The organism is Fischerella sp. PCC 9605 (genome assembly GCF_000517105.1).
Taxonomy (GTDB): Bacteria; Cyanobacteriota; Cyanobacteriia; order Cyanobacteriales; family Nostocaceae; genus PCC9605.
Window position 1 is genome coordinate 974,017 of sequence record NZ_KI912148.1, and the last position, 21,421, is coordinate 995,437.

Genomic DNA, 21,421 nt, shown 5'->3' on the forward strand with positions numbered 1-21,421 from the left:
AAAATTTAACAACCAACAAATAACTACTAACTACTAACTACTAACTACTAACCAACCTCATAGTTATGTTTATCTGCACTCACTGGCTTAGAAGTTAGCGATCGCTCTGATTTTGTGAGTGGAATGGACAACCACCTGCGGTTAATTGTTGCAGGAAGGCACTATTATCAAAATAATGCTCTAGAGATTCTATCTTTAAGTCGTCAGTCACGCGAGCAATACTTACTCCTACTACTTCTATTGTTTCTCCTGTAGGAGCATAATCTTTGTAGCTGCCACTAAATTTACCCCAATGCCGCCACTTAAAGGTAACATTTGGTGGCCCCGCCAACACTTCTATCAGTTCCCACAAAAAGCCATTGGGAAAAGCATTGTGAAAAAGCTCAAATGAAGATTCAAACGTTTCTGATTTGGAACTATACTGTTCACTTTCACCTAAAAAGAGGTTATAAGTTCCTTCTTTTGCTACTTCCTCAGCAGTGAACTGCGCTCCGCCATTGCTACTCATTCTAAACTTATCAGTGACAATGGAAAGCCACTGTTGGGGATTCGTTTTATGAGAAGCTTCCATCTCAAAGGTTCGGACTAAGTTTTGAGCGATCGCCTCTAAAGAACCTTCTGGATGCTGAAATTTACTTTCTTTATGAAGGAATTGGTTGGTGTAGGAATAATCTGGACGTTTTCCTTCTCGCCACTCTACTCCTTCGTCATTGGCAAGGACAATTTCTCTATCCTGAACCCAAAGAGGCAATTCTGTAGATTTTGCGTCACTCATTGCCATTTACCGAATCAATAATTTTTCTTTTTTAGAATAGAGTGTCACCTGTAACATGTCAAAACAATTTTTTGATCGCTGACTTCTAAACTGTAATGCAGATATAACTCTGCACTCTCTGTTTCGCCTCTACAGACACAAAGTAGCTTACGATCAAACTTAGTTACATCTTGCACGACAATGCAACAGCCTGGAGGCAGAGCCTCCAAACCCTCGTTACCAGGTTCAACCTGGTAACGAGAACTAGAGCCTCTGGCTCTTATAGAGAATGGTGCAAGATATTTCAGTTACGATCGGATATGATTAGGCAGCCATAAAGCTGTTAAAATTCTGTATAGTAAATAACAATTCATCGGTTATCTAGTGAGATAGGCTAAAGCCTAAGTAGCTGTAACCCAACTAGCTAGAGGGTTGGGAAATGAATGTGGTAGAGCGTCGCATTGGTCTTGAGCAAGAGTTTTTCTTAGTAGATGAGGCGGGTGTCATCAGCGATCGCGCCGATGAATTCTTGCAAGGTTGTCATTTGCTGGCAGAAGCACGAAATTGCAATGCTCAATATTTTGTGCCGGAATTCGTTAAAAGCATGGTGGAGATTAACACGCCTCCAGCTTATAGTGGCACAGAACTAGCAACAGAGTATCTCAAAAATTTGAAATTAGCCCTGGCTGTGGCGCGACAGATGGGTTTGCGGCTTTATCCCCTGTCTAGCTATCCCTTGCATATCATGCCAGTGATGCGAGATAAGCCCAACTACCACATCCAAGCGCGGACTGTTGGCTACGAAAGATTTTTGCACGCCGGGAAATGTACGGGTACGCACCTGCATTTAGAAGTTCCGCCTGGGGTGATTGATACTCGCGTTGCTGTATCTTACAACTCTACAGCCACGGAGCGAGAGGAACTACTCAATATCTATAACTTGGCTACAGCTTTGGATTCAGCGCTGATATCTTTGGCAAGGGCATGTCCCTTTTATGAAGGACTGGCGATAGGGTTAGCCTCGCATACAATTCGTTACCGAGGGAGTGAAACCTTTGGCTGGGAGGGAGTTTACACTCATTTGCAGCCAGTGGGGGGACTAATGCCCTATGCTGATTGTGTTGAGAGCTTGGTAGAACAACAATTCCTCCGCTACTACGCTTGGTTGGAAGCAATGGACAAAGCCGGAATCGAACGTCACCAATTCTGGGAGGCGGGAGGAAGCTTACTCAAATCAGCTTGGAACCCAGTGCGCCTCAACAGACTCGGCACAGTGGAAATAAGATGTATAGACAGTAACTATCCATCAATTATATTAGCAGTAATTTCACTAGTTTGCCATGCCGCCCATCGAGTCAGGCGCGACCAACTGACAGTTAGACCAGCAAAAGGATTGCATACTTTTGAATTGAGTGGCGATCGCCTTTGGGTTCCAGATTTTGAGTATTTAAATGGAGACCTACTGTATGCGGCTGCTACGGTGGGAGTCAAGCATCCCCGAGTCAAGGCTTACGTAGATTCAATTTTGCAGTTTGCGATCGGGGACGGCGGCGAGGGTGCGAAATACCTGACAAAGCTGAGATCCGAGTTAGATAATTACCAGACGATAGAAGCCGAAATTTTGCAAGAGTTTACACCTGCGACTGCTCAACTTTCAACAGAAGAAGGCTTGCGACTCGTGCGCGAGTGCTGTGATAAGTTGGAAGCGCAGGTGTCATGGTTAGATGGTGAACATCCGCTAGCAATGCTGGATGCTGAGGTGACGCTTTTCTGATTTTACTTGCGGTTGAGAGGCGTGGCGATTTGACTATGTATTCACCTCTGTTACTTGCTAGCTGCGATGATTGATTCACCACCTGTCGCTCCAAATGCAATGAGATCTTGGTATTCAATGCTGTGGGGCCATGATTCTTCGTTAACTCTGGCTAAATCAAGTGACACTTCGGCTGGTTGTTCAGGTGGAATATTATGGAAATTATCCATACTTTTAATATCGTAAAAAGTTGAAGCATCAGTAACTACGATCGCTCCCTTGCTCCAAATGATGTCTTCTTACCACAACCGTGAGACTTCATTGAAATCTTCCAAAGGTTCGTCAAAATCCTCAGACATTACAATCAAGTTTTTAGCACTGCCAAACTGGGGACGAGGCTTAGTTTCAGAAATCACCACTAACCTGACTAAGGGCTGATTTTCGCGAGTAATAATCACCTCTTCGCCTCCAATTACAGCCTCAATCAGTTCCGATAATGATTTGGATGCTTTAACAATATCCACTTGCTGCATATGAGGTTATCCTTGAAGCTGAAGCTTGCTGCGATCGCTTCTATATTTATAAAGAGCACTAAGAAGTTATTTACGCTCCTCCAGTACTAGTGTAAACTCAGCCGCACGCCCAAATTCTTCTGGCGCATATTGCAGGTGTACTTCCGCACCGGGATAGCGATATGTACCAGGAGTCACAGAACGTACTAAGTAATGAAGGCTGTAGACCCCTGGTTCAAGGTGGTCTGCGTAAGCGACAATGCGATCGCGATATATTGTTCTAAACCCAAGTTCCCAACTGTCAGTTGGTGCTTGCAAAGCAGATGTAGCTGTTTGAAAGCTTTCATCCACTGCCTCAAATCCTGCTGGCAGCGGATCTGCGATCGCCACATGTTCCACAGGATGGTCGGCAATGACTTCTAAACCAATGTCAAAAACTTGACCTGTTTCTAAAGTTAATGGCTTATCCAAGGCGTAAAGACCCGTTTTTTGCAGCACTTTTTCTTCATTCAGACTGCGAATTTCCCGCGTCACCCGTAAACCGTTATACCTACCGGGTTGATTTCCTTGCAAGCGATAGCGATAAGCGATTAAATAATGCAAAGTGCCTTGACCGGATTTTTGCAGTTGCAAATCATGACGCCCACGGGGTAATTTATCCATCGGCACTTTTATCTCTACACTAGGATTGCGATCGCCTGCAAACTTAGCTTCTCCTAGTTTTTTACCAGCTAATTGCACTGTGGCTACAAAATTCGGTGGTGTAGGTTGCAGTTGACTGTATTCCACCAAAGCGGTTAGTGCTTGAGCATTATCATAGCTAGTTTGCCATGTGCCATCCCGTCGCAGTGCTAAAAGACTTTGCAATAACTTATCGATAACTTCCGGTTTACTTTGTTGAGAAATAAACAAGCGTAATGCTTGTGCTTGCGCTGTCGTAGGTGAATTCATCCATCCCCAGCTACGGGGTAAACTTACAACTGCGGTGCGACCAGTTTCATATATATATTGTTGTAGTTGCTTCAACAGCTGTTGAGATTCATCCTGCCATTGAGAAAACTGGGATAAATACCGCGCTAGTTTAATCTGCGTCACTATATCAAAAGCCTTGCGCTGTTGATAAATATCAGCAAGGAAAGTATTGCGCTTGTCTCCCAATTCTGCCAAAGCAATCAAGGCGTTGAGTTGCATCTGGCTTTTACAAAGTTGCTGTTTGCAATACTCATACTGTCCGGGGTTCGCTAAGATTTTCTGCAAATATCCCTTGAGGCGAGACATCATCCCAGCATCTATAAAATCAGGAAATACCTGACGTGCTTTCGCTAAAGATTCCGCTGCATAAGCAGAAACCCAAGGATCGGATTTTTCTTGTCCTGGGAAAGCAGCAAAACCACCATCGGCAAGTTGGAGTTTTTGCAATTGCTCGATTGCTTGGGAGGCACGTTTGGTAGGATTAAATTCTGCAAAAGTCTGACCGTATTTTTCGGACAAAGTTTGCAGATTCGCAGCAATCAGCAACTGACTCACCGCAGGTTCCGCAAAAGGCAAGTCATCATCCTGCCAAACTTCCTGTGCTGGTGCTTTAATTTCCGGTATCAGGGTACTCGCTAGCTGAATATCTAAACCACCCTCTTGGAGGATTGTATTTTTCTCGACATTCAGGGGAATCTTTGTTTGATCCCCCCTTAATCCCCCCTTGGAAAGGGGGGAAAGTATATTATTACCCCCCTTAGAAAGGGGGGTTGGGGGGATCGTACCCGTCTCCACAACTTGTTCTGTAATTTCCAGTGGCTTAATTTCCAAAGGTACTTCAAAAGCATCGGCAGCAGTATTATTTAGCTGAGTGGTAAAGCGAATCTTACTTTCTCCCACACTACCTGCAATCATTGGAAAGCGATAAGCACCAGTAGTGGATTCTGTTTTGGTTTGCAATGAAGCGGTGGTGGGGTTCTTCCCAGCAAACTGCACTGTACCGCTAAGTTCGCCATTAATATTGAGAGTCCCTGTTTTGCCAGTATTGTTAGTTACTGATAAACCAGCTTGGAAGCGATCGCCAGGACGAGCAAATTGTGGCAGTATGGCGTTAGTTAACAGCGGCTTAGTGGTGATAAAAGTTCCTTCACCGTTGCCAAACCGCAGATTTCCATCGGTGGCGATCGCCATTACCCGCCATGTGGTTAAGTCATCTGGTAGTTTAAAGGTAATTTGCGCTTTACCATTATTATCTGTAAGCACAGAGCCATTATAGTAAGCTAAAGCTTGAAAATCTTTGCGGACGCGGGTATTTGCCGCAGCAGCAGATAAGCCACCGCCATATCCCCAACCTTTGGGTTTTTTTATAGATTCTTGTTGTACCACTACCTGTGGTCTATTATCGCTGAAGCGGGTGGCGATCGCCTGTTCTGCATAAACTGTGTTCACCAAGTCTGGGGGACGATAGCCAGAAAGCTGTAGCACCGCCTCATTCACCACCATGACTGTAAATTGTCCTTTGCTGGGGTTTCCTTGGTTATCCTTGAGTTCCAGTAGTACCGTTTCCTCTGCACCAGGTTCGAGTGATGCTTGCACTGGAGTGACTTGCACTTTTAAATATTTATCTTCCAAGTTCACTTTAAAAGGTACAAAACCAATTTTTACCAACTTATCTACACTTCCTGGTTCCACCTGGTTGAGAGGAACACCCTGTCTTACCAACACAGCTTGTATGGCTGCATTAGGTAACATCTCTGGTGTAACTTGAAACTGAATTTGCGGTGCGCCTCCCTTCACTTTGGTAATTTGTTGATAGAGGGGTTTGTCTTTGATAACAGCAAAGTACAACTCGCCTTCAGGATAGGGAGATTGAATTAAAGCTGTAGCAGTTTCACCTGGTTTGAACTCTTTTTTATCTAGTTTAACTTCTAGGCGAAGCGCTGACGCGCCGCTATCGCTAACGCGTTCTTGTGAACCCCAATATACAGGATTTTCTCCTGTTGCCCAAATTTGTAAATCTGTGGCTGTAGAGACGTTACATGTAACGTCTCTACAATTATCGCTAAAATTAGCTCGAATACGGTATGAACCCGACTCAGTTGGTGTCAAACTAATAGATTGAGGACTGCTACTAGATGTAACTTCTGTTTGTCCTACCGTCTTGTATTCAACTTGATTTTTTGGTGTCTGACTACCTTCTACTATCTGCGTCACACTACTGTATTTCATTTGTTGAAGTTCCAGACGTACCCGTTGACCTGATAGTGGTTTTCCTGTAGGGTCAGTTACGATAACTTCAATTGGAAAAGCTTTGCCAGCTTCAGCAACAAAATTACTTTTTAACCCGATGAGACGATTACTCGGCAAGGCGGTAAAAGTTTTAGAATTAGCTACAGACAAATTAGAAACATCTGCAACCTCAACATCTATACGATAAGACATCGGATAGGGTAAATCTTTTGCTACAGTCACAGTTTGTCTGCTGTTACCATTAGCATCCAGTTGAGTATTAGTTTGCAGGACATCGCTAGTTACAGAAGGGGGTTCTTCTGGCCATAACCACTGTCTGCCAAAAGAAAACTCCTCCCAACCTTTGGGAATAAAATTAGTCTGCTGGCGAGTTACGAAATATTTTGCTTTCCCTCCTTCTACAGGTGAACCAAATAAATAATTACTGGTAGCGTTAGCCTCAACTTTTTCATTGATAAGGGCAAATTCTTTATCTAAGGAAAGTTCGACTTTAAAATTAGGTGGCTTAAATTCAGCCACTCGAAACTCCCCAGAAATCTCTTGTCCATTCTTACCCTTCGCTTGAACTGTGTAGTAGCCTAAAGGTTGAGTTTTCTTGATAGGTAACTCTACAGAAAACGTGCCAAATTCATTCGTTGTTTTAGTGCCTAAGTCTGTTTTTTGTCCATCTGAATTTACCAAAGTTAATTGGTAATCAGCATTTTTATCTTGCTGGATTGTACTATTTTGCAAGTAGTCAGCAAAACCAGTTAACCAAGCCTTCTCACCTGGTTGATATAGTTGTCTATCAGAAAATATTACTCCACGCGATACTAATTTACCATCGTTCCAGTCTGCATCAATACCATAGCCATAAACACCGCTATATTCTTCTGTACGAGCAAATGCCCAATCTTGATTTTCACGAGCAATTACTAACAATTGCGGTGCTATTTCAAAAAGTTGCTTACCAGCAAAACATTGCCCCAAATCTTCACGCTTTAGCCTGAGAGTGCCATTTTCATCTGTTTTACCAGATGCACAAGGTACAGGTTGAGGACGAGATTTTGCCTCTAATTTTGATTCGTAAATTTGGATATCAGCAGCTTTGACTGGTGAACCATCAGCTAAATGATGTACTCTTATTAAACCTGAATCAGGAAACCACTGAGAAAATACACCCAAATTAGTTAGTTGAACTAAACCATAAGTCGTAGGTTCTCGCCATAGTTCTTTACTATTTTCCTGATATTTATTAGTACGTGCTTGCACTCCATAAGCTAGCATTCCTGTTTGGGAATTTAGCTTTTCTCGTAAAGGCACAGCTATCTCAACAGACTGATTTTTTTTAGCTGCTACTTTGAAACTTTGCCACTCAGATGCTTTAGGTAATAACTCCTTCCCTTCTCCTTTAGGATAAGCAGAATGGAAATAAACTAAATCTGTTGGTTGCACTACTCGATAAGCAGCTTTATATTTCGCATCTGGTAAATTAACAGTAGAAATATTTAACTGCAAATTTTGACCAGCAGGGAAAATATTTAAACCTTCAGCAACCCATATATCTCCTGCTAAATCTCCGGTGTCATACTTCACTGTGACTGGCTTACCTAAAGTTTGTCCAAACTGGTCTTTAAGATTACCGCCGATAGTAATTGTATAATTAGTCGTTGGTTCTAACGCATAAGGATTAATACTGACAATCTTATCTTTGTCATTGACTTGGATAATTCGCGGAATCGATTTTGGTTCGGGATTAATTTTAATATTTTCAATAGCTGAATCTGCTACTAAGCCGTTATTGAACTCTAGCTGAGGACTACCTTTCACAAATCTACCGTAAGCACCTCCCGCATCTGGCTGTCCATAATATTGAACACCCTTAAATGCCAAAGGTGCGTAAGTACTCACCTTACTAACAAACGCTTTATCACTAGCTAAATTGCCATAAGCTGGTCGTAGTCTTGGAGAAAATTCTAAGCGATAATTGGTAGCTTTTTCTAAACTTTGTTGGGGAATAAGGTTATAAATCCAATTCTGTGCTGATGGGTCAAATTTTTCTAAAGGGTCTTGACTTTCTGTGGGTTTCTCTTCTTTTGCCAATGCCACTTTAAAGCGCACACCCTTGTTTTTACCTTCTGGAATTAGCTGTAAATGCTCTTGAACTGAAGCTAAATCTAATTCCACATTAGAAGTGACTTGCAACTTTGGTTGCAAATCGATTGGTTCAGTTTCTGAATTTTCAACAGGATTCTTACCAGGTAAATTAGTCAGTTTGATAGGTTCTGTGTTAAAAGTCCAAGCCAAATCTTGGTCAAGACTGTGATTTTTTAAATCTGCCAAACCTGCTTTTAGACTAACTTTAAATCGTGTTGCTTTTGGTAGTGCTCGCTCAGCTTGAAATCCTACCATACGCGGTGTTAAAAACCGAAAGTGACCGGGTAAAGGTGGCTCAAGTGCAAATCTCTGTAAAAGTTTCTGCTGTTCGGGACTGTCCAGACTCTCAACAGGAATTAAAGCTTCTTTAAAGCGGATGCGAATTTGGTTAACAGGTGCAGCTTCTCCTATCGGACTTATTTGTTCAATCCAGTCTGGTAACTGTGGTAAAGATAGTGAAGAAACTTCTGGTAGTCTTCCTTTTCCTGAACCGATACCAACTATATTACAGCCTGCTATTCCTGTTACAACTGTGAGGACTAGCAGGAACTTTATCAAAAATTTTATGACCATGCTGAGCATGACCTTAACTATATAATGATTTACATTGATACACTAAATAAGTCTGTTTGTGCCACAAAATTTTTATAAGTTTTAAGAATTAAGTATTATTTAGTTTTTAAAATAATTAATAAGCCACAAAGATGGATTAGACTTATAGCAGCCTTCCACAGGGTAAAAACAAAGAATGGATTTTTCTTGGTGTCTTAGTGTCTTGGTGAGTCCACTTGCCGTCTTGGCGGTTCCCGTCACGTAGACGCGCAGCGGCTTCCCGCCAGGGTAGGCAAAGTGGCGAACCCGTAGACGCGCAGCGGCTTCTCGTAGAGTAGGGTGGTGAAAAAAGAATGATTGAAACACAAAGACACTAAGACACAAAGAGGAAAATTGTCTTCTCTACTAAGATAGTGGTTCGTTTTTTACCCACCTTGACAGGGCCAGTTATTAAAACTTAGAAACTTTACTTGATACAACTATAATCACAACGCAAAAATTAAGGTAAATTTTCCTGGGGAGAGGATTCGCTGATGAAACTAGCGAAAAGATGGCTTATCCAAATTAAGCAGAAAGTTTGGCATCAGTTGAATCGCAAAACCAGCAAAACTATCCTGGCTTTGCTGTTGGTTTGCTTTTTGGTGCGTTTACTGCCGTATTTTACTCCCATCCATGCCGCAGATATTGCCCAATCACAGTTGGCATTGGAATTTAGCGATCGCAATGGGCTACCCCTAGGAACAATACTTACCCGCGACCAAGAGCATACAGCAGTAGTACCACTAAATCAAGTTTCTCCCCAGTTTCTCCATGCCATTCTATCTGCCGAAGATAGCAGATTTTACCATCACGGAGCGCTAGATCTAAAAGCCGCCGCCCGCGCACTTAAAGATGCAATTCATGCAAAAAGAGTAGTTTCCGGTGCTTCTACAATTACCATGCAGCTAGCACGGATGTTAGAACCTAGACCCCGCAACCTGTCAGGTAAAATAGCCGAAATTTGGCTATCTTGGCGGTTAGCAGCCGGAATGAATAAAGATGAAATTCTCTCTGCCTATATTAATCGTTTGCCAATGGGTGGGAATGTTTATGGTGTAGAAGCTGCTGCCCGTACCTATTTTTCCACACCAGCAAGTGAATTGAATCTTGCCCAAGCTAGTCTTTTGGCTGCTATCCCCAATAATCCCACTTACTTTGACCCGCTTCAATATTGGGAACGCTTAAAGCAACGACAAACATACGTCCTCAATCGTATGGTACAAGATGGGTACATTACTCGCTCAATGGCAGAACGCGCATACGCAGAAGAAATTTCGTTTCAGTCTCGACAAAAGAAAATTATTGCCGCACCACACTTTTTGTTTTGGTTAGCGAGTCAGCAAAGCACCCCACCCCGCCCTATCGGGCACCCTGCCCCTTATCCCCACAGAGTGGGGACCCCCCCTTCCCCGCTTGCGGGGAGGGGTTGGGGGTGGGGTTCCTCTTCCATCCGCACCACTATAAACCGTTCTTTGCAACAATTTGTAGAAGCGCAAGTACAGCAAGTACTTTCCTCCCTCGCCGCCAATAACGTTCATCATGCAGCGGCTTTAGTAATTAACAACCACACTGGGGAAGTTTTGGCTTATGTTGGTTCGCCCGATTATTTTAATGAAGCAAAGTTGGGGCGTAATGATGGAGTTCAAGCGCTACGTCAACCAGGATCTACCCTCAAGCCATTTTTGTACGAACTAGCTTTGGAAAAAGGTGTGATTCGCCCGAATACGATTTTGGCAGACGTGCCTGCACACTACGCAATTCCAGGCGCAAAACTTTACAGCCCTACAGATTATACTAAAAGTTTTCTCGGCCCTGTGCGGGTGCGGGTGGCGTTGGCGAATTCCCTGAATGTGCCAGCAGTAAGGGTGTTAGAAAAGGTAGGCGTGCAGACTTTTCTGGATCATCTCCACGAATTGGGGTTTGAACATCTCGATAAATCAGCAGAATACTATGGACTGGGTTTGACTCTAGGTAGCGGCGAAGTCAGCCTTTGGGAATTAGCTAAGGCTTATGTCACGATGGCACGTCAAGGAGAACCCACTCCATTAGTAACTACCATTCCCCATCCCTCCTTCCCTCTTCTCCCTTCTCCCTTACCCAAGCACACCACGTGGCGATTGATCGCCGATATGTTAAGTGACAATCATGCCCGTGCTACAGCTTTCGGTGTAGACTCAGTTCTAAAGTTACCCTTCTCAGCTGCTGTAAAGACTGGTACTTCTTCTAATTTTCGCGATACCTGGACGGTTGGCTTTACTACCGATTACACCGTTGCTACCTGGGTAGGCAATTTTGATGGCGATCCGATGCGGCAGGTGTCTGGTGTTACAGGGGCAGCACCATTGTGGAATCGGATTATGTTACACCTACACGAGCATCGCGAACCAGCTGCTTTTTCGCCCCCAGAAGGAATGATACAGCTACCTATTTGTGCTATTTCTGGGTTAAAACCAACACCAGATTGTGTTTCTGTAGTACAAGAATATTTCTATTCAAGAGACATCAGCGCCTACGAAAGTCAAAATAATTTCAATTTATTGTCAGAGTATGATGAGTGGTTGGCAAGGCAGGGACAATCTAGTTTTGGTTCTAGCCAACTGAAGATATTATCTCCTCACAATGGTGATTTATTTTTGCTGTATCCCGGCGAAGAAGCCCAGCAAAAATTGGAATTTAAGTTAACAGGAACATCATCTGAGATTGTAGAGTGGTGGTTGAATGGTGAAAAGCTTGCTACAAACTCAGCTAATTCTTTATTTTGGACTTTACGACCTGGTAACTGGACTTTGGAAGTAAGAAGTAGCCAGAAAAGCGATCGCGTTAATTTTCAAGTTGAATTAGCTAGCAAAAAACCTACACGTAGAGGGTTTTCTGTTGTCAATTCTCCGGTGTTGCAGCCATCTTCACAATAATTAAGGTGTAACGCCTTAAAATTGCAAAATTGCTCGTGAGGGTCGTCATTAGTCATTAGTCATTAGTCATTGGTCATTGGTCATTAGCTTTTGACAAAGGACAAATGACGGTCTTAACGAAAAAAGTGCAATATGTAAGCGCAACAGCTTAAAACTTCATAAATGATAATTAGCAACAAAAGATGAAATATGGTGCTTTATACTTCGCTACATTTAGTGAAATCAATAGTGTCATGCATCATACAAATTAAAGTTTTCTTTATCGTTTTTCCGGAAACAGTAATTTATCTGGTGTTGATATAGATTGAGGATGAGGACTAAATCATCAATGAATCCATATCTCTTGGCATAATTATTCTGTCATATCAAATAATATGATTTCCGGTTAAATATCCATCTTTAAGACAGATGTGTTCGCTGAACTAAGCTTGTACTATTGACTATACGATTAATTTGATATAATTCATTGTTTTATTTATAACATTGAGGTGAGTAGAATGACTGCTACACAAACAACCTTAACCAACCAAGAACGCAAATCTACTAAAAAGAAAAATTCTTTTCGTAATGTGGATATTGGCACTCCTTTAAAACCTGTGCGCCAACGCCAGCCGAAAAAGCAGGAATGCGAGGTACTCAGCGATTGGTCGCACGCAAGTTAATTGGCATTTAATTCCACTCACAAAGTTGTGATGGGGGCGTCATGCGAGGACGACCATATTGATATAGTCCATCAATATTCAATGCAGCGTTGGAGAAAACAATCCAATCAGTGCGACCCCATTCATCATTTAAGCTACGAATGATACTTCCTTGACCTAGTTTCAACCGTCCCTCTGAATCCCATTTCCATTCAGATTTAGGAATTTCACTCAACTCATTTTCAGTCGATGATATCGTTAGAGCTTCACCTGTAATGAGATTACCATTAACCTCACCCCTGAGACAGACAAAACTATCGGAGTGAGGATAACCATAATACCCATCAATGCGACTATCTACTTTGGTGAAGTTTAGACAAACTCCAGCCCCATCTCGCCAGTCCTTCGGATCGGGTTGACTGCAAAACTGATATTTACCATCTGCTAAAGTTGCGATCGCTGTCTGAGTTTTTGCTTTTTTGTTGACTGGTATTGATGTTGATTGAGCTGCAACATTAGTTAACATCCCTAATAAAGCTGCAAAGACCACAATCAACCCAGAAATCTTGCTTGTAGTTAGCATGATCTCACCTCCATCCTCTGGGAGGTCAGAATTTTTGTCATTGGTCATTTGTTAATTTTTATCTATTCCAGACAACAAACAACTAACAACAAATAACATTTTCTTAATAGACTGGTGCTGCTGTGGTAGCTAACCATATGCACAACACCAAAATCAGTACAGTAATTTTGACAATTAAGTAAATACTACTATTAGATACAAGAATATCATGCATTATCTACACCTCCCTTTGCTGCTCGTTAGAGCTTTTTGAGGCGTTTATTTGCTCAAGAAAGCAGAGGTTGCTTTTCTGCCTGACCTCTTATTTTCTCTTATCTCTATTTTCTAACAAATTAATTAAAAAAGTATAGGACAAAGTAGCGTTTTTATGTTTATCTCACTGTTAAGCCTACTGTTGAACACTGCCAGATTCAGTTAATTTATATTTCCTTATCCATACAATAATTAATAAACTTCATTCCCCGTAGCTCAACCTCTTGTTGCTTGATTACTTGAAATCCTCTGCGCTCAAAGAATCCTTTGGCAGTGATACTTGCTTCCGTAAATAACCTTTTGATTCCCAATTCTTTGGCTTTCGTCTCGATCGTATTTAAAAGCTGACTGCCTACCCCCATCCCTTGAAAATCCTGATGGCAATAAAAACAATCTATATGTCCATTCGTTTCTAGTTGAGCAAACCCAACTATTTTCCTATCAATTTCAGCTACATAAGTCATTTTGGAATGCAAGTTTTGATTCCACCTTTGATAATCCATATCTTCAGGTGCCCATGCATCTACTTGTTCTTGGGTATAATCTCGAATATTAATATTGTGAACAGTGTCATAAAACAATTGCATGATTTCTTGGGTATCATTGTTATGGAATATTCTGATGTTCATAACATTTCTTCATGCTGAAAGTATCTAAATATTAATTATGGTGCTTCCATCTCTAATAAAGCTTAAAATTTTGAGAACTTAGGCAGATTAATTGCTCTCTAACTTGGTAGGAGCAAATACCATGATTCCCCGCAGCAACATTCGTAATATAGGTATTTCCGCTCACATCGATGCCGGAAAAACCACCCTTTCTGAACGGATTCTGTTCTATACGGGCAAAATCCACAAGATGGAGGAAGTGGGCGGTGATGGTGATGGTGCGACAATGGATTACATGGAACTAGAGCGTGAAAAGGGTATTACCATCACCTCAGCTGCGATCACCTGCTTTTGGAATGATACACAAATCAACCTCATTGACACCCCTGGTCATGTGGACTTTACGATTGAAGTAGAGCGATCGCTGCGTGTACTGGATGGGGCAATCATGGTACTGGATGGGGTTGCAGGGGTGCAGTCCCAAACCTACACAGTAGACAGGCAAATGAAGCGCTATGGCGTGCCGCGTATCGCTTTTATTAATAAACTGGATCGAGTTGGTGCAAATCCATTTCGAGTGGTAGAAGCACTCCAGGAAAAATTATTACTCAACCCCGTAGTATTGCAATATCCCATTGGCTTGGAGGATCGGTTTGAAGGAGTTATTGATTTAATTGAGATGAGTGCAAACTACTTTGAGGGTAAAAATGGGGAACAACGAGTTAAAAAGCCCATTCCAGCAGAATTACAGGCGCAAGCACTTTCCTCACGAGAAAAGCTTCTCGATCAAATATCTATCCACTCGGAAGAGATGATGACAAAGTTACTCAGCGGCGAAGAAGTACCCGCACAAATGATTTGGGATACGATTCGTCAGGGAACTTTGAACTTGGAATTTACGCCAGTGTTGATGGGTTCGGCGTTTAAAAATAAGGGCGTGCAAAATTTACTGGATGCGATCGCCCTATATTTACCCTCGCCTCTGGAAAGGCAAGTCGTTACTGCTACAGATGTCTCCACAGAAAAAGAAGTAAAAATTTATCCCGATCCTGCCGCTCCTGTGGTAGCATTTGCTTTCAAACTAATTGATAGTGAGTTTGGACCGCTGACTTACACTCGCCTGTACTCGGGTACTCTCAAAAGCGGCGATCGCCTTTACAATAGCCGCACAAAAAAACAGGTGCGTGTGAATCGACTCGCAAGAATTGAGGTAGATAAGCGTCAAGAAGTAGAATCTGCAACAGCTGGGGATATTGTTGGATTAATCGGGGTTGACTGTGCCTCTGGTGATACCCTTTGTTCTGTGGGCACGAACCTTTCCCTAGAAGGAATATTTGTACCGGAACCGGTAATGACGATCGCCATCACCCCGAAAAGCCAAGAAGATGTAGATCGTATTTCCAAGGCTTTGCACCGTTTTGTTCGGGAAGACCCCACCTTGCACGTCAGCACCGATCCAGAATCGCACAAAACCCTGATGTCGGGCATGGGTGAATTGCATCTGGAAATCTACTTAGAGCGGATGAAAAGAGAATACCACGCCGAGGTTTATGTCGGTGCACCCGCCGTTGCTTATCGCGAAACGATCGCCCAGCCTGCAACTTTTGATTACACCTTCAAGAAACAAACCGGCGGTGCGGGACAATACGCTCATGTGATCGGTCGCCTAGAACCCTGTGAAGAATCGTTTGTATTTGAGAACCGGGTAGTTGGGGGTGCGATTCCCACTCAGTTTATTCCCGCCTGCGAACAAGGATTTCGGGATGCACTCAAAACCGGATGGCTGAAAGGTTATCCAATTATTGGGGTGAAAGTAATTCTGGAAGGTGGTTCTCACCATCCTATTGATTCTTCAGAAATAGCCTTTCGAGTTGCAGCCAGACAAGGCTTTGAGGAAGCATTTGCCCAAGCAAAACCAACGCTACTCGAACCGATGATGTTGTTGGAAGTAGAGACACCAAGTCAATTTTTGGGACGCATCCAAGGAAAGTTGTTATCGCGTCGTGCCTTGTTGCTGGGTTCACAAACCAGAGACAATGACGTGGTGATTAGGGCAGAAGTACCCTTAGCAGAGATGTTTGGCTATTCTACAGAATTGCGATCGCTTTCCCAAGGCATGGCGACTTTTTCAATGGAGTTTGCAGAATATCGACCCTTACCAGAAAATCTACTCGGTGACGTGCGATGACATCCCAGCCCCCAAGTACATAACTCCGCGCCCCTGGTGCGCCTACTCTGCGTGCCCACCGAAGCTTTGATCGGAGGAAACCTCCGTACCCTTACGGGAAGTCGCTATCGCGCCTACAAACTTCTCTCTGCGTTAAAAAAAGTGAAGATTGGTGAAGCGATCGCCTTAATTGAAGACACAAGAAAAACTGAGGAAAATGGTAGCTTCCCTCAGTTAACAGGTGGAGGATATTTTATTCCTATTTTTCCGGCTCTAGCATCTTTTCGTACAAAACCTTTCCAGTAATATCGTGAATTTTTACTCTCAACTGACCTTGACGATTTACCTCTGCTGAACCAAAGGAATGGAAATTTGGAGGTGGTACATTTTGGGGAAGTTGTGGTGTTTCAGTTCCTGGAGCTGAGATAAATTCATACTTAGAGCCAAAACTGGGATCTAATTCATTGGGGCCGAAAGCACCCGCATGGATAGGACCAATGACAAACTCCCAGAAAGGATTGAAGTCTTGAAAAACTGCCCGTTCAGGTTCATAGGAGATGGCGGCGGGATAGTGTACATCTGCCGTAATCACAACGATATTCTTGATCCCTTCATCTTTAATGAATTTGAGCAACTTGCTCAACTGGACTTCACGACCCAAAACTTCTGGCAAACCTTGACCCCAGGCATCGCGATCGCTAGTTCCCCCCGTAACAATAGACAGAGGATCGTGAGACGAAATTACCTTCCAAGTTGCTTGGGAAGCCTTTAAGTTCTGTTTGAGCCATTCAAACTGTTCTTGTCCCAACATTTCTATACCATTGGGATTGCTATTTTCGGGGTTAGGCCCTCTATAAGATCGCTCATCCAACAGAAACAAATCGATATGCTTACCGTATTGATACTTGCGGTAAATCTGCTTACCCCGGATTGGATTGTATTCAAATAACGCTTGCTTGGCTCTCTCTGCTAGAACATCAGCTGACAATCCATTATAAGGTTCTTCAGTTAAAATCTCGCCTGGATACCAATTATTGACCGTTTCATGGTCGTCCCACTGAGAATAGATGGGAGTTTCTGCTAGAAAACGCCGGAACTTTTCGTCTCCCAAATTGTATTTCCAGTTCTCGCGAAATTCTTCTAGAGTGACAGCTTTAAAGTTCTTGGCCGGAGAGTTCACCCAAGTTCCACCCCCCACTTCTGCTGGGATTTCTTTTGTCAGTGGAATTTCGTTATCAGCGTAAATAATGTCACCCGCAAAGATAGCAAAGTCGGGCTTTAGTTTCCGCATCACATCGAAGATAACGTATCCTCCCTGAATGACATCACCATCATAGGCAGTAATCTTTAAGTTGGGGTTGCGACCCCAACCCTGACCAGCCAAATCTGCTCCCCAGACAAAACGAACAGGATGAGGTTGAACAGCAGCTGGTGCAGTCCGAAAACTGCCAGTTCCACCTGGTCGGATTCTAAACAGGCCTTGTTCCCAAAATACCCGGTAGTAGTAGGTTTGATTCGGGCGCAGTCCCACGATGTCAATTTTACCAGTGTAATCTGTGGCTATACTCACCTCAGAACCTCTGATAATTTGCACCGATCCTTGAAAGTTAGGCGATTGAGAAAGTTTAACCACAAGACGAGCATTCCTCTCGCCATTGTTACGCGCCCAGATAACTGCACTGGTATCAGTCACATCTCCCGATTGAACTGCATCACTTTGTCCAGATGTGAAGATAGCAAGAGCTGGTTCAAGCCATTTAGATCCCAGAATTAAACTGGCACTAATCGCGCTCAAAGCCAGAAATAAACGCCTATTTAACCGAGTTTTCATAAGACCTCCAAACGGTAAGGTTTCTAGATGGCAAAATCAGGCGAGAACTCTAACACTTGCAACACACACAGCTGTTTGTAGGGAGTGGAGAGTGGTAGGTTATCAAGATAAAATCTTTCCTGCTTAGTTTTTTACCTAGTTTCCCTACCAAGCTCTCTTTCACGTCAACAAAGCAAATTAGGAATAAACTCTCGCCCTCTGCTTCAGCAAGCTAGACATTTAGCCACGACGTTCCCAAGGACCCCAGATAGCAAACGTGATACCGGGGGTCTGAATATTTACAAAAAGTGTTTTACCGTCTGGTGAGAAGCAAGCACCAGCGAATTCATTGTCAGCTAATTGGTCTTTGATAGTGGGGTCAGAGCTATTTGCGAAGATAATATTCTTGGCAAACTGATATACTTCACCTTCCTGATTAACGCCCACAACATATTGCTCACCGCCACCGTCTTCGCACAAAAACAGGTCTCCAAAGGGAGCTACGGTAATGTTGTCGGGTTCATCAAGTAGTTCTCCGCTAGGTTCCGCCTCGATCAGTAACGTAATTGTCTCTGCCTTAGGGTCATAAACCCAAACTTGACCGTTACCTCGCGTACCATCTACAGCAGGCGGGCCTCCCTGAGTGGCGGTGAAATAAATCAAACCGTTACCATACCAGACTCCTTCACCCCGGAAGAAGATTGCTGCACCCTTGGATTGAGCTTCGTACCGGACTCCCAGCCCCTTCTCTTTGTTTTCCTCGTCAGGGTCAACATTATCAATCTTGACCCACTCTACAGACAATGGCATACCAACAGGAACTAACCCAACAGAAGCGCCAGGGTTATTGGGATTATTTGAAGTATTTAATGTCGGTCGATCTCGAATTTTTAACGCGTAGAGGGTTCCGCCTTGGGCTAATTGTCCAGGCTTACTCACTTTGCCTACAGCAGGAACGAAACGATAAAAACAACTATCTCCACGATCCTCTGTTTCGTAGATGTAGCCAGTCCTTGGATCTACCGCGATCGCCTCATGGCTGAAGCGTCCCATTGCTTTGAGAGGTATGGGATCTGCCAAACCTATTGCTGCTTTAGCAGGAACTTCAAAATTATAGCCGTGCCGCACAACACCTAAATCGCCCTTGTTGAAAGTTTCTTCACAGCTGATCCAACTTCTCCAAGGAGTTGGGCCACCAGCGCAGTTACGAATTGTGCCAGCTAGAGAGGCAAAGTGTCTGATTACCTGACGATTAGATCCTAATACAAGAGTAGTAGTACCACCCGCATTGATTTGGTCGTATTTCTTATCAGGTGGTGCGATCGCTCCATAACTGGTATTATTAAACTCCTTTTCATCCGGGTCTAGCTCGTGGTTCCGAACCAATATAATAGTGTTTTTGGGGCCAGGGAAAGCTGCCATACCATCATGGTCAGCTGGAACTAGATTACCATCACTCATTGGTTGCCCGGTAATTGAGAGCGCACGATAGTTGAACCTGGGTGGGAGTGCCAACATGGGTTCTTTACTTAAGTCGCCATAGATAGTGGTCGTGAGTTCATCTGCATTCACAGGCAGCTTAGGTTCTAATGAACCATAGCCAATGCCCTGTGTAACCTGACCACGAGCAACCCTTGCATAAAAAGCTTCTAGAGGAGAAAACATCGTCACACTAGCAGCCGATACACCAGCTAGTGTTAAAAATTTACGTCGGGAGAAAGCCACTGAACTCTTAATCCTGTTAATTACAAAACCTTTCTCCGTGAAAATCTACCAATCTAGGGTTAACACCAAGTGAAGAGGCAGTTAAATAAAAAGCATTTATTTAAAATTTTATTGATTTTACGCTTTATTTGCGCTATTTTAACGCTTTATCTCTTTATATATTTTAAAATTACAATTATACGCGCGTTATCATGTCGCGTGTATTAATTGAATACTTAATAGGAACAGATTTAGCTGATAGATAGTTGATTGTAATGAAGATATCATCGACAAAAACTACAAAAACCACTCCAGCAACTTTCAGAATTTGGCATGTTGCTATGGATTGAGCAACTCAAAATCCTTCATTATCACCAAAGTTTCAATATCTTGTTTCCACAATCCTCATGAGGTCATACAATAAATTTCTGTGAGTTTGCTTACATAAAGAATCCTAGAGTTATGTAAAAGCCTGTATCAAAGTTTCTGTCAAAAACACTAGAAAACAGAAATACTGAATAAATAATACAAGCTTTTACTTTCTTTGCGTATAATTTATACACTTATGAGCTTGAAATTAACAGTACAGTATTGATGCATAAATATAACTGTGACAAATCACTGAGTAAACTCTTTGACAAAAATATACAAACACCTAAATATCTAAACATGAGAAAAATACAGTCTTGAAATATGGCTTGACTTTGGATACATCCTTGCTGGAGAATTTTTCCGTTGCTTGAAGAAAACCACACACAATTTAAGTCTAAGAAGGCAAACTTATTTTTTCCAAAGGGTAAAATACTGAACTGGTACCCTACTCTATAGTGCTTGCATATAGGATACAGAAAAGATTGCCAAACTTTTCCACCTGATTCTCCAAGTAGTACAAGAACAAATTAATTGCTGAGATAGAAAAATATTCGCAACAAGTGTGAGAGATGTAGGTATATAGTTTAAAATCAATTAACTAAAATTATATTGATTCACTTGCATTCACAAAATATGTATAATGTTTTACTTGGCTTGTACAGATTTCCTTAAAATAAATGTTAAATTATGTTAAATTATGAAAGCGAATCCAAGTAATAATTTGGAATGAACACACTAAGGAAATTTACAAATGTCTAGGCAAATTTCTCATCAGAGAAAGTTTTTACGGGTTGTAAATGGCGGAGTAATGAGAATAACTGAGATTTTGAAGAAAACACTGGAATTTTGCCGCATTAGCTTATTAGAATCTGTACCCTTTTTAATTGCTTGTGCAGTATTTTTAAGCATTATTGCTCTCAAAAGCCCTATTTTAATATTCTGCTTACTCTTGGGCAGTTTAATCGCAGTAGTAATGCACCAAATAGGACAACATGTGCATCTGCCAAAAAAATATATTCTCGTGTTACAAATTTTAGCAGTAGCTGTTATTCTCAGTGCGTTTTGGTTAGACTATTTTGCAGCCCCTGCACAAGCGCAGTTTTTTAAGAAAGCTGAAGATTTTTTCACAAATACTTTAACACAAGGTGAAACAACAGGCGCAAATACCCAAGCAGCAGTAAGTTTAATATTCAACGTCTTACGCGCACTTTACTTACTCTATATAGCTGTTTCCTTGATAGGTGTTATTAATGCAGTTCGTAAAGATGAAGATTGGCAAAGTGTCGCTAGAACTCCCTTATTAGTCGTTGTTGCTGTCACTATTGCTGATGTACTCACGGGCTTTGTGATTGGTGATAGCAGTACGAACTAATTCATCTCAACCCAAGATGAAGGAAGAATAGC

The 21,421-nt window shown here is 42.4% G+C and carries 14 protein-coding genes; 6 read left to right on the forward strand and 8 right to left on the reverse strand.

Annotated elements, in window-relative coordinates; translation table 11 throughout:
• Positions 1–94 precede the first annotated feature (94 nt).
• A complete protein-coding gene (locus FIS9605_RS0106680) occupies positions 95–775 on the reverse strand; it encodes an ester cyclase (protein ID WP_026731897.1) in 681 nt (226 codons plus the stop codon).
• 418 nt (positions 776–1,193) lie between these two features.
• Between FIS9605_RS0106680 and FIS9605_RS0106685 the strand changes: the two genes are divergently transcribed.
• Complete coding sequence (locus tag FIS9605_RS0106685) at positions 1,194–2,528, forward strand: glutamate-cysteine ligase family protein (protein ID WP_026731898.1); 1,335 nt, start codon at positions 1,194–1,196, stop codon at positions 2,526–2,528.
• Positions 2,529–2,578: 50 nt separating this feature from the next.
• On the opposite strand, the gene FIS9605_RS42455 is transcribed toward FIS9605_RS0106685, so the two are convergent.
• The 3 genes from FIS9605_RS42455 to FIS9605_RS0106700 all read right to left on the reverse strand — a co-directional run bounded on the left by FIS9605_RS42455 (position 2,579) and on the right by FIS9605_RS0106700 (position 8,950).
• A complete protein-coding gene (locus tag FIS9605_RS42455; protein ID WP_155960370.1) occupies positions 2,579–2,737 on the reverse strand; it encodes a hypothetical protein in 159 nt (52 codons plus the stop codon).
• Between the two features lie 69 nt (positions 2,738–2,806).
• Complete coding sequence (locus tag FIS9605_RS0106695; protein WP_026731899.1) at positions 2,807–3,040, reverse strand: type II toxin-antitoxin system Phd/YefM family antitoxin; 234 nt, start codon at positions 3,038–3,040, stop codon at positions 2,807–2,809.
• A gap of 66 nt (positions 3,041–3,106) precedes the next feature.
• On the reverse strand, positions 3,107–8,950 hold the full coding sequence (locus FIS9605_RS0106700) for an alpha-2-macroglobulin family protein (RefSeq protein ID WP_026731900.1): 5,844 nt from the start codon (positions 8,948–8,950) through the stop codon (positions 3,107–3,109).
• A gap of 512 nt (positions 8,951–9,462) precedes the next feature.
• On the opposite strand from FIS9605_RS0106700, the gene FIS9605_RS0106705 reads away from it, so the two are divergent.
• Complete coding sequence (locus FIS9605_RS0106705; protein ID WP_026731901.1) at positions 9,463–11,880, forward strand: penicillin-binding protein 1C; 2,418 nt, start codon at positions 9,463–9,465, stop codon at positions 11,878–11,880.
• 497 nt (positions 11,881–12,377) lie between these two features.
• On the forward strand, positions 12,378–12,542 hold the full coding sequence (locus FIS9605_RS43905; RefSeq protein WP_197036006.1) for a hypothetical protein: 165 nt from the start codon (positions 12,378–12,380) through the stop codon (positions 12,540–12,542).
• Between the two features lie 7 nt (positions 12,543–12,549).
• Here FIS9605_RS43905 and FIS9605_RS0106715 read toward each other — a convergent pair whose 3' ends face one another.
• Positions 12,550–13,104 carry a hypothetical protein gene (locus tag FIS9605_RS0106715; protein WP_026731902.1) on the reverse strand — a complete coding sequence of 185 codons (555 nt, stop codon included), beginning with the start codon at positions 13,102–13,104 and terminating at the stop codon, positions 12,550–12,552.
• Positions 13,105–13,523: 419 nt separating this feature from the next.
• Positions 13,524–13,985 (reverse strand): GNAT family N-acetyltransferase, encoded by a 462-nt coding sequence (locus tag FIS9605_RS0106725; protein WP_026731903.1) that lies wholly within the window; start codon positions 13,983–13,985, stop codon positions 13,524–13,526.
• Between the two features lie 121 nt (positions 13,986–14,106).
• Here FIS9605_RS0106725 and fusA point away from each other — a divergent pair, with 121 nt between their 5' ends.
• Both fusA and FIS9605_RS42460 read left to right on the forward strand, forming a co-directional pair.
• The gene (gene fusA / locus FIS9605_RS0106730; RefSeq protein WP_026731904.1) at positions 14,107–16,152 is read left to right on the forward strand and encodes an elongation factor G; all 2,046 of its coding nucleotides are present in this window, start codon (positions 14,107–14,109) and stop codon (positions 16,150–16,152) included.
• Positions 16,153–16,203: 51 nt separating this feature from the next.
• Entirely contained in the window at positions 16,204–16,437 is a 234-nt protein-coding gene (locus tag FIS9605_RS42460) for a hypothetical protein (protein ID WP_155960371.1), read from the forward strand.
• Here FIS9605_RS42460 and FIS9605_RS0106735 read toward each other — a convergent pair.
• Positions 16,391–17,962, reverse strand: coding sequence for an alkaline phosphatase D family protein (locus FIS9605_RS0106735; RefSeq protein ID WP_026731905.1), 1,572 nt, complete (start codon positions 17,960–17,962; stop codon positions 16,391–16,393). The genes FIS9605_RS42460 and FIS9605_RS0106735 overlap by 47 nt on opposite strands.
• Before the next feature lie 219 nt (positions 17,963–18,181).
• A complete protein-coding gene (locus tag FIS9605_RS0106740) occupies positions 18,182–19,666 on the reverse strand; it encodes an alkaline phosphatase PhoX (protein ID WP_026731906.1) in 1,485 nt (494 codons plus the stop codon).
• Positions 19,667–20,768: 1,102 nt separating this feature from the next.
• Here FIS9605_RS0106740 and FIS9605_RS0106745 point away from each other — a divergent pair.
• Entirely contained in the window at positions 20,769–21,389 is a 621-nt protein-coding gene (locus tag FIS9605_RS0106745; RefSeq protein ID WP_026731907.1) for a hypothetical protein, read from the forward strand.
• Positions 21,390–21,421: the final 32 nt, after the last annotated feature.

Excerpts from the sequence above, each read along its gene's own strand:
- FIS9605_RS0106705 (WP_026731901.1), top strand. The coding sequence starts at position 9,463 with ATGAAACTAGCGAAAAGATGGCTTATCCAAATTAAGCAGAAAGTTTGG.
- FIS9605_RS0106700 (WP_026731900.1), bottom strand. The coding sequence starts at position 8,950 with ATGGTCATAAAATTTTTGATAAAGTTCCTGCTAGTCCTCACAGTTGTA.
- FIS9605_RS42455 (WP_155960370.1), bottom strand. The coding sequence starts at position 2,737 with ATGGATAATTTCCATAATATTCCACCTGAACAACCAGCCGAAGTGTCA.
- FIS9605_RS0106685 (WP_026731898.1), top strand. The coding sequence starts at position 1,194 with ATGAATGTGGTAGAGCGTCGCATTGGTCTTGAGCAAGAGTTTTTCTTA.
- FIS9605_RS0106715 (WP_026731902.1), bottom strand. The coding sequence starts at position 13,104 with ATGCTAACTACAAGCAAGATTTCTGGGTTGATTGTGGTCTTTGCAGCT.
- FIS9605_RS0106745 (WP_026731907.1), top strand. The coding sequence starts at position 20,769 with ATGTCTAGGCAAATTTCTCATCAGAGAAAGTTTTTACGGGTTGTAAAT.
- FIS9605_RS0106735 (WP_026731905.1), bottom strand. The coding sequence starts at position 17,962 with ATGAAAACTCGGTTAAATAGGCGTTTATTTCTGGCTTTGAGCGCGATT.
- fusA (WP_026731904.1), top strand. The coding sequence starts at position 14,107 with ATGATTCCCCGCAGCAACATTCGTAATATAGGTATTTCCGCTCACATC.
- FIS9605_RS0106680 (WP_026731897.1), bottom strand. The coding sequence starts at position 775 with ATGAGTGACGCAAAATCTACAGAATTGCCTCTTTGGGTTCAGGATAGA.
- FIS9605_RS43905 (WP_197036006.1), top strand. The coding sequence starts at position 12,378 with ATGACTGCTACACAAACAACCTTAACCAACCAAGAACGCAAATCTACT.
- FIS9605_RS0106695 (WP_026731899.1), bottom strand. The coding sequence starts at position 3,040 with ATGCAGCAAGTGGATATTGTTAAAGCATCCAAATCATTATCGGAACTG.
- FIS9605_RS0106725 (WP_026731903.1), bottom strand. The coding sequence starts at position 13,985 with ATGAACATCAGAATATTCCATAACAATGATACCCAAGAAATCATGCAA.